Here is a 5,829-nt window from a genome sequence, read left to right as displayed (position 1 = left end):
CGCGGCCAGCGGCACCAGCGCCACCGCCTCCTCCGGCCCGTGCCCCACCGCCGCCTCCTCCGGCAGCAGCTCCTCCAGCAGCGCCCGGGCCGGGGCACCGGCCGGGAACGGCGCGCCCCGCCACTCCACCCGGGCCGTCACCACCTGCCAGGCCGGCTGCCGCTCCGGCACGGGCGCCAGCACCCGCAGCCGGGCGGCCACATCGGCCGCCGGGGCGCCCGCCGCCAGCAGTTCCAGCACCTCCCGCGCCAGCCGCCGCCCCACCGCCCGGCCCGCCTCGGCGCGCAGCCGCTCGGCGGCGATCAGCCGCGCCACCCCGGTCAGCAGCTCCAGCCGCCGGTCGGGCCAGTCCGCCGGGTCGGCCGCCACCGCCAGCAGCCAGTCGGACAGCAGCGTGTGCCGCACGTCCCCCGTCTCGCCGCGTACCGGCAGCAGCGCGTACACCGTGCCGTCCGGCGTGTCCTGCGGGACGCGCACCCGGTACGGACCCGGCCGTCCCGAGCGGGCCGCCGCCAGGTGACGCACGGCCAGTTCACCCGCGGCGCCCTCCGGCAGCGGCTCCGGTCCGGATCCGGCGATCACCCGGCCGGCGGGCGTGAGCAGCCAGGCCCGCAGGTCCAGGTCGGTGCCGAGCAGTTCCAGTACCGCCCGCGGTCCGCCGCCCGCCGGGCCGGCCGCCACCAGCCGCCGGTGCCGGTCCACGACGGCGGCCAGATCCCCGGCCCGCTCCCGCGACACCCGGCGCAGCACATGCTCGGTGACGGCCGCGAAGCTCACCGCCTCGTCCACCGCGAACAGCGGCAGGCCGTACCGCTCGCACGCCTCGGCCAGATCGGGCGGCACCGTGCCCAGCTCGGCCTCGCCCGCCGCCAGGCCCGCCACCCCGGCCCTGGCCAGGACGCGGACGAAGGGCGCGGAGTCGGCGGGGGAGCGGCGCCAGGCCAGGCCGGTCAGCACCAGTTCGCCGCCGGAGAGATAGCGGCCGGGATCGCGCAGGTCGGTGGTCATCACCCCGCGCACCGGCCGGTCCAGCCCTTCGCCGTCGCCGTGCAGCAGCCGCAGGCCGAGGCCGTCGGTGTCGAGCAGGTCGCGCAGTCGCATGGCGGTGGTGCTCCGGTACGGGCGGGCCGGGGCCGGCCGGCATGGAGGAACAGCCGGTGGCGGAGAGCCGATAATCCTCCCCTTTGGAGGAAACTACAACCACGGACGCTGTCCGTAACCGGGGCTTCGGGCCATCGGTGACTGCCCCCCGCCCCGGGGCCCCGCGTGTACTGGAACAAGGACGACAGCCCACCAGCCCACCAGCCCGCCAGCCCACCCCCGAACGGCCGAACAGGCGAACGGCCGGACGGGGCAACGGCGGAATCGGCGGAGAGGTGAACCGCCGGACAGGGCGGACGGAGACAACAGCGGTCGGCCCGGCCCCGCACCCCGGGCCCCGCCACCCGCTCGCACCATCGGCCACGCCCGGCGGCACGCCCGCCGGGCGAGAGACGGGAAGAGCACCGCGTATGGAGTTCCTGCGACCGGAAACCTGGGACGAGGCGCTGGCCGCCAAGGCCGAGCACCCGGGCGCCGTCCCCATCGCCGGCGGCACGGACGTGATGGTCGAGCTGAACTTCGGCCACCGCCGCCCCGGCCACCTGCTGGACCTGAACCGGATCGCCTGCCTGCACGACTGGCAGCGCGGCCCGGACACCGTCCGGCTCGGCGCCGCCGTCCCCTACACCCGGATCATCACCGGGCTGGCCGCCGACCTGCCCGCGCTGGCCATGGCCGCGCGCACCGTGGGCTCGCCGCAGATCCGCAACCGGGGCAGCGTCGGCGGCAATCTGGGCGCCGCCTCCCCGGCCGGGGACGCCCACCCCGCGCTGCTCGCCGCGGGCGCCGGGGTCGAGGCCGAGTCGGTGCGCGGCCGGCGGCTGATCCCGGTGGAGGAGTTCTTCACCGGCGTCAAGCGCAACGCCCTGGCCCCGGACGAGCTGATCCGCGCCGTGCACATCCGGCGGGCCACCGGCCCGCAGCAGTTCTCCAAGGTGGGTACCCGCAACGCCATGGTGATCGCGGTCTGCTCCTTCGCGGTGGCCCTGCACCCGGACAGCCGCACGGTCCGCACCGGCGTCGGCTCGGCCGCGCCCACCCCGGTGCGGGCCCGTGCCGCCGAGGAGTTCCTGGCCGCCGCCCTGGCCGACGGCGGCCACTGGGACGAGCCGCGGCACCGCCCGCTGGACGCGGAGACCGTCCGGGAGTTCGGCGCGCTGGCCGCCGCGGCCTGCGATCCCATCGACGACGTGCGCGGCACGGCCCGCTACCGCCGCCACGCGGTCGCCGTGCTGGCCCGCCGCGCCCTGGTCTGGAGCTGGCGGGCCCACCGGGGAGACGAGAACGGACGACACCAAGGAGACGCGGCATGCGCCTGAGGTTCACCGTCAACGGCCGCCCGGAGCAGGCCGACGACGTCTGGGAGGGCGAGAGCCTGCTGTACGTGCTGCGCGAGCGGCTCGGCCTGCCCGGCTCCAAGAACGCCTGCGAGCAGGGCGAATGCGGCTCGTGCACGGTCCGCCTGGACGGCGTTCCGGTATGCGCCTGCCTGGTCGCGGCCGGCCAGGCGGAGGGCCGCGAGGTGCTGACCGTGGAGGGGCTGGCCGAGCACGCCCGGCAGCGCGCCCGGGCCGCCGGGTCCGCGGGCGCGGGCGCCGGAGGGCACGCGGGCGCGGAACGGGCCGGGGAAGCGGGGGCGGCCCCCGCCCTGGCCCCGGTCCAGCAGGCGTTCCTGGACGCGGGCGCGGTGCAGTGCGGCTTCTGCACGCCCGGCCTGCTGGTCGCCGCGGACGAACTGCTGGAGCGCAATCCGCAGCCCACCGACGCCGACATCCGCGAGGCCCTGGCCGGCAACCTGTGCCGCTGCACCGGCTACGAAGCGATCCTGGACGCCGTCCGGCTGGCCGCCACCCGGACCGCCGCCGGGGCCGTCCCCGGAACGCAGGAGCGCCCGTCATGACCGGCAGCGACACCCCCCGGGCTCCCGCCCGCACCGCCCCGGCGCGCGTTCCCGCCCGCCTCACCCAGGGCTCGGCCACCGCCGGCGGCATCGGGGAGTCCACCCCCCGCCCCGACGGCACCCTCAAGGTCACCGGCGACTTCGCCTACTCCTCCGACCTGTGGCACGAGGACATGCTCTGGGGCGTCACCCTGCGCAGCCCGCACGCGCACGCCGAGATCCGCTCCCTGGACATCGGGCCGGCGCTGCGCGTCCCCGGGGTGCACGCCGTGCTGACCCACGACGACCTGCCCACCGCCGTCACCACCTATGGACTGGAGATCCCGGACACCCCCGTACTGGCCCGGGACCGGGTCCGCTACCACGGCGAACCGGTCGCCCTGGTCGCCGCCGACCACCCCGAGACCGCCCGCCGCGCCGCCGGACGCATCCGCGTCGAGTACGCCGCGCTGCCCGTGGTCCACGACGAGGCGAGCGCGCTGGCGCCCGGCGCGCCCCTGCTGCACCCGGACCGCACCGACCACCACGCCCCGCACGTGCCGCACCCGAACATCGTCCACCGCCAGCCCGTGCTGCGCGGCGACGTGGCCGCGGCCCGCGCCCGGGCCGAGGTGATCGTCACCGGTGAGTACCGGGTCGGCATGCAGGACCAGGCCTTCCTGGGCCCGGAGTCCGGGCTGGCCGTGCCGGCCGACGACGGCGGCGTGGACCTCTACATCGCCACCCAGTGGCTGCACGCCGACCTGCGCCAGATGGCCCCGGTGCTGGGCCTGCCCGAGGAGAAGATCCGGATGACCCTCTCCGGGGTCGGCGGCGCCTTCGGCGGGCGCGAGGACCTCTCCATGCAGATCCACGCCTGCCTGCTGGCCCTGCACACCGGGCGGCCGGTGAAGATGGTCTACAACCGCCACGAGTCCTTCTTCGGCCACGTCCACCGCCACCCGGCCCGGCTGCGCTACGAGCACGGCGCCACCGGGGACGGCCGGCTCACCCACATGACCTGCCGGATCGTGCTGGACGGCGGCGCCTACGCCTCCACCTCCGCGGCCGTGGTGGGCAACGCCGCCTCCCTCTCCGCCGGGCCCTACGCCGTGGACAACGTCGAGATCGAGGCGCTGGCCCTCTACACCAACAATCCGCCCTGCGGCGCCATGCGCGGCTTCGGAGCGGTCCAGGCCTGCTTCGCCTACGAGGCCCAGATGGACCGGCTGGCCGCCCGGCTCGGCCTGCACCCGGTGGAGTTCCGGCAGCGCAACGCCCTCTCCCAGGGCGGGCTGATGCCCACCGGGCAGCGCGTGGACTCCCCGGCACCCGTGGCGGAACTGCTGCGCCGGGTGCGGGAACGGCCGCTGCCGCCGGAACGCCAGTGGCAGACCGCCGGCACCGCGGGCGGCACCGGCGGGGTGGACCTGCGCGAGCTGCCCGGCGGGGTGTCCCACGCCACGCGCGGCGAGGGCGTGGTGCGCGGGATCGGCTATGCGGTCGGCATCAAGAACGTGGGCTTCTCCGAGGGCTTCGACGACTACTCCACGGCCCGGGTGCGGCTGGAGGTGGCCGGCGGGGAGCCGGTCGCCGTGGTGCACACCGCCATGGCCGAGGTCGGGCAGGGCGGCGTCACCGTGCAGGCGCAGATCGCCCGCACCGAGCTGGGCGTCACCCAGGTCGCGCTGCACCCGGCCGACACCCGCGTCGGCTCCGCCGGCTCCACCTCGGCCTCCCGCCAGACCTATGTCACCGGCGGCGCCGTCCGGCACGTCTGCGGGCTGGTGCGCGAACGGGTGCTGGAGCTGGGCCGGGAGCGGTTCGGGGCCGCGCACCCCGGCTGGGCGGGCGAAGGGCTGCGGCTGGAGGGCGGCAAGGTCGTCACCGCCGGCGGCGAGGTGCTGGCCGGGCTGGCCGAGGTGCTGGGCGAGGAGGTGATCGAGCGGGAGAGCCAGTGGCGGCACCGGCCCACCCGGCCGTTCGACCGGCGCACCGGCCAGGGCGACGGGCACGTCCAGTACTCCTTCGCCGCCCACCGGGCGGTGGTGGAGGTGGACACCGAACTCGGGCTGGTCAAGGTGGTGGAGCTGGCCTGCGCGCAGGACGTGGGCAGAGCGCTCAACCCGCTCGCGGTGGCCGGGCAGATCCAGGGCGGCACGGTGCAGGGCATGGGCCTGGCGGTGATGGAGGAGATCCTCACCGACGAGCGGGGGCTGGTGCGCAATCCGTCCTTCACCGACTACCTGATCCCCACCGTGCTGGACACCCCGGCGATCCCGGTGGAGATGCTGGAGCTGGCGGACGAGCACGCCCCGTACGGGCTGCGGGGGGTGGGCGAGGCGCCCACCCTGTCGGCCGGGCCGGCGGTGGTGGCCGCCGTCCGGCAGGCCACCGGCCTGGACCTGAGCCGCGTCCCGCTGCGCCCCGAGTACCTGACCGGCACGGAATGACCCGCCGCCCGCGGGAGAAGGAGCACCGCCATGCTGGACATCGCCGCCGAGCTGGACCGCTGGTGCCGCGAGGGACGCGCCTTCGCGGTGGCGACGGTGGTCGCGGCGGGCGGCAGCGCGCCCCGGGAACCCGGCGCCGCCCTCGCCGTGGACACCGCGGGCAGGGCCGTGGGCAGCATCTCCGGCGGCTGCGTGGAGGGCGCCGTCTACGAGCTGTGCCGGCAGGCCCTGGACCAGGGCACGGTGCTGCGCGAACGCTTCGGCCACAGCGACGCCGACGGGCTGGGAACCGGCCTGACCTGCGGCGGAACCGTGGAGGTGCTGGTCACGCCCTGCCCGCCGGGCGCGGCCGGCACCGCCGTGCTGGCCGCCGCCGCGGCGGGCGCCGCCGCCGGC

5 protein-coding genes are annotated in these 5,829 nt (G+C 76.9%); 4 read left to right on the top strand and 1 reads right to left on the bottom strand.

The features are described 5' to 3' along the window. A partial coding sequence (locus GQS09_RS20620) for a PucR family transcriptional regulator ligand-binding domain-containing protein (RefSeq protein ID WP_207958076.1) occupies positions 1 to 1,101 on the bottom strand: 1,101 nt, incomplete at its 3' end. 410 nt (positions 1,102 to 1,511) lie between these two features. On the opposite strand from GQS09_RS20620, the gene GQS09_RS20615 reads away from it, so the two are divergent. The 4 genes from GQS09_RS20615 to GQS09_RS20600 form a co-directional block, all read left to right on the top strand. After that, complete coding sequence (locus tag GQS09_RS20615) at positions 1,512 to 2,420, top strand: xanthine dehydrogenase family protein subunit M (protein ID WP_165988479.1); 909 nt, start codon at positions 1,512 to 1,514, stop codon at positions 2,418 to 2,420. Next, positions 2,411 to 3,001, top strand: a complete 591-nt coding sequence (locus GQS09_RS20610) for a (2Fe-2S)-binding protein (protein ID WP_165988477.1) — start codon at positions 2,411 to 2,413, stop codon at positions 2,999 to 3,001. Before GQS09_RS20615 ends, GQS09_RS20610 begins: the two co-directional genes overlap by 10 nt. Beyond that, positions 2,998 to 5,433 carry a xanthine dehydrogenase subunit D gene (gene pucD, locus GQS09_RS20605; RefSeq protein ID WP_165988475.1) on the top strand — a complete coding sequence of 812 codons (2,436 nt, stop codon included), beginning with the start codon at positions 2,998 to 3,000 and terminating at the stop codon, positions 5,431 to 5,433. Before GQS09_RS20610 ends, pucD begins: the two co-directional genes overlap by 4 nt. A 30-nt stretch (positions 5,434 to 5,463) precedes the next feature. After that, on the top strand, positions 5,464 to 5,829 hold a 366-nt coding region (locus GQS09_RS20600), incomplete at its 3' end, for an XdhC family protein (RefSeq protein ID WP_165988473.1).

Source organism: Streptomyces sp. YIM 98790, from assembly GCF_011421595.1.
Classification (GTDB): Bacteria; Actinomycetota; Actinomycetes; order Streptomycetales; family Streptomycetaceae; genus Streptomyces.
The sequence above is the reverse complement of the archived record's forward strand: the minus strand, read 5'-3'. Positions and strand labels throughout refer to the sequence as shown.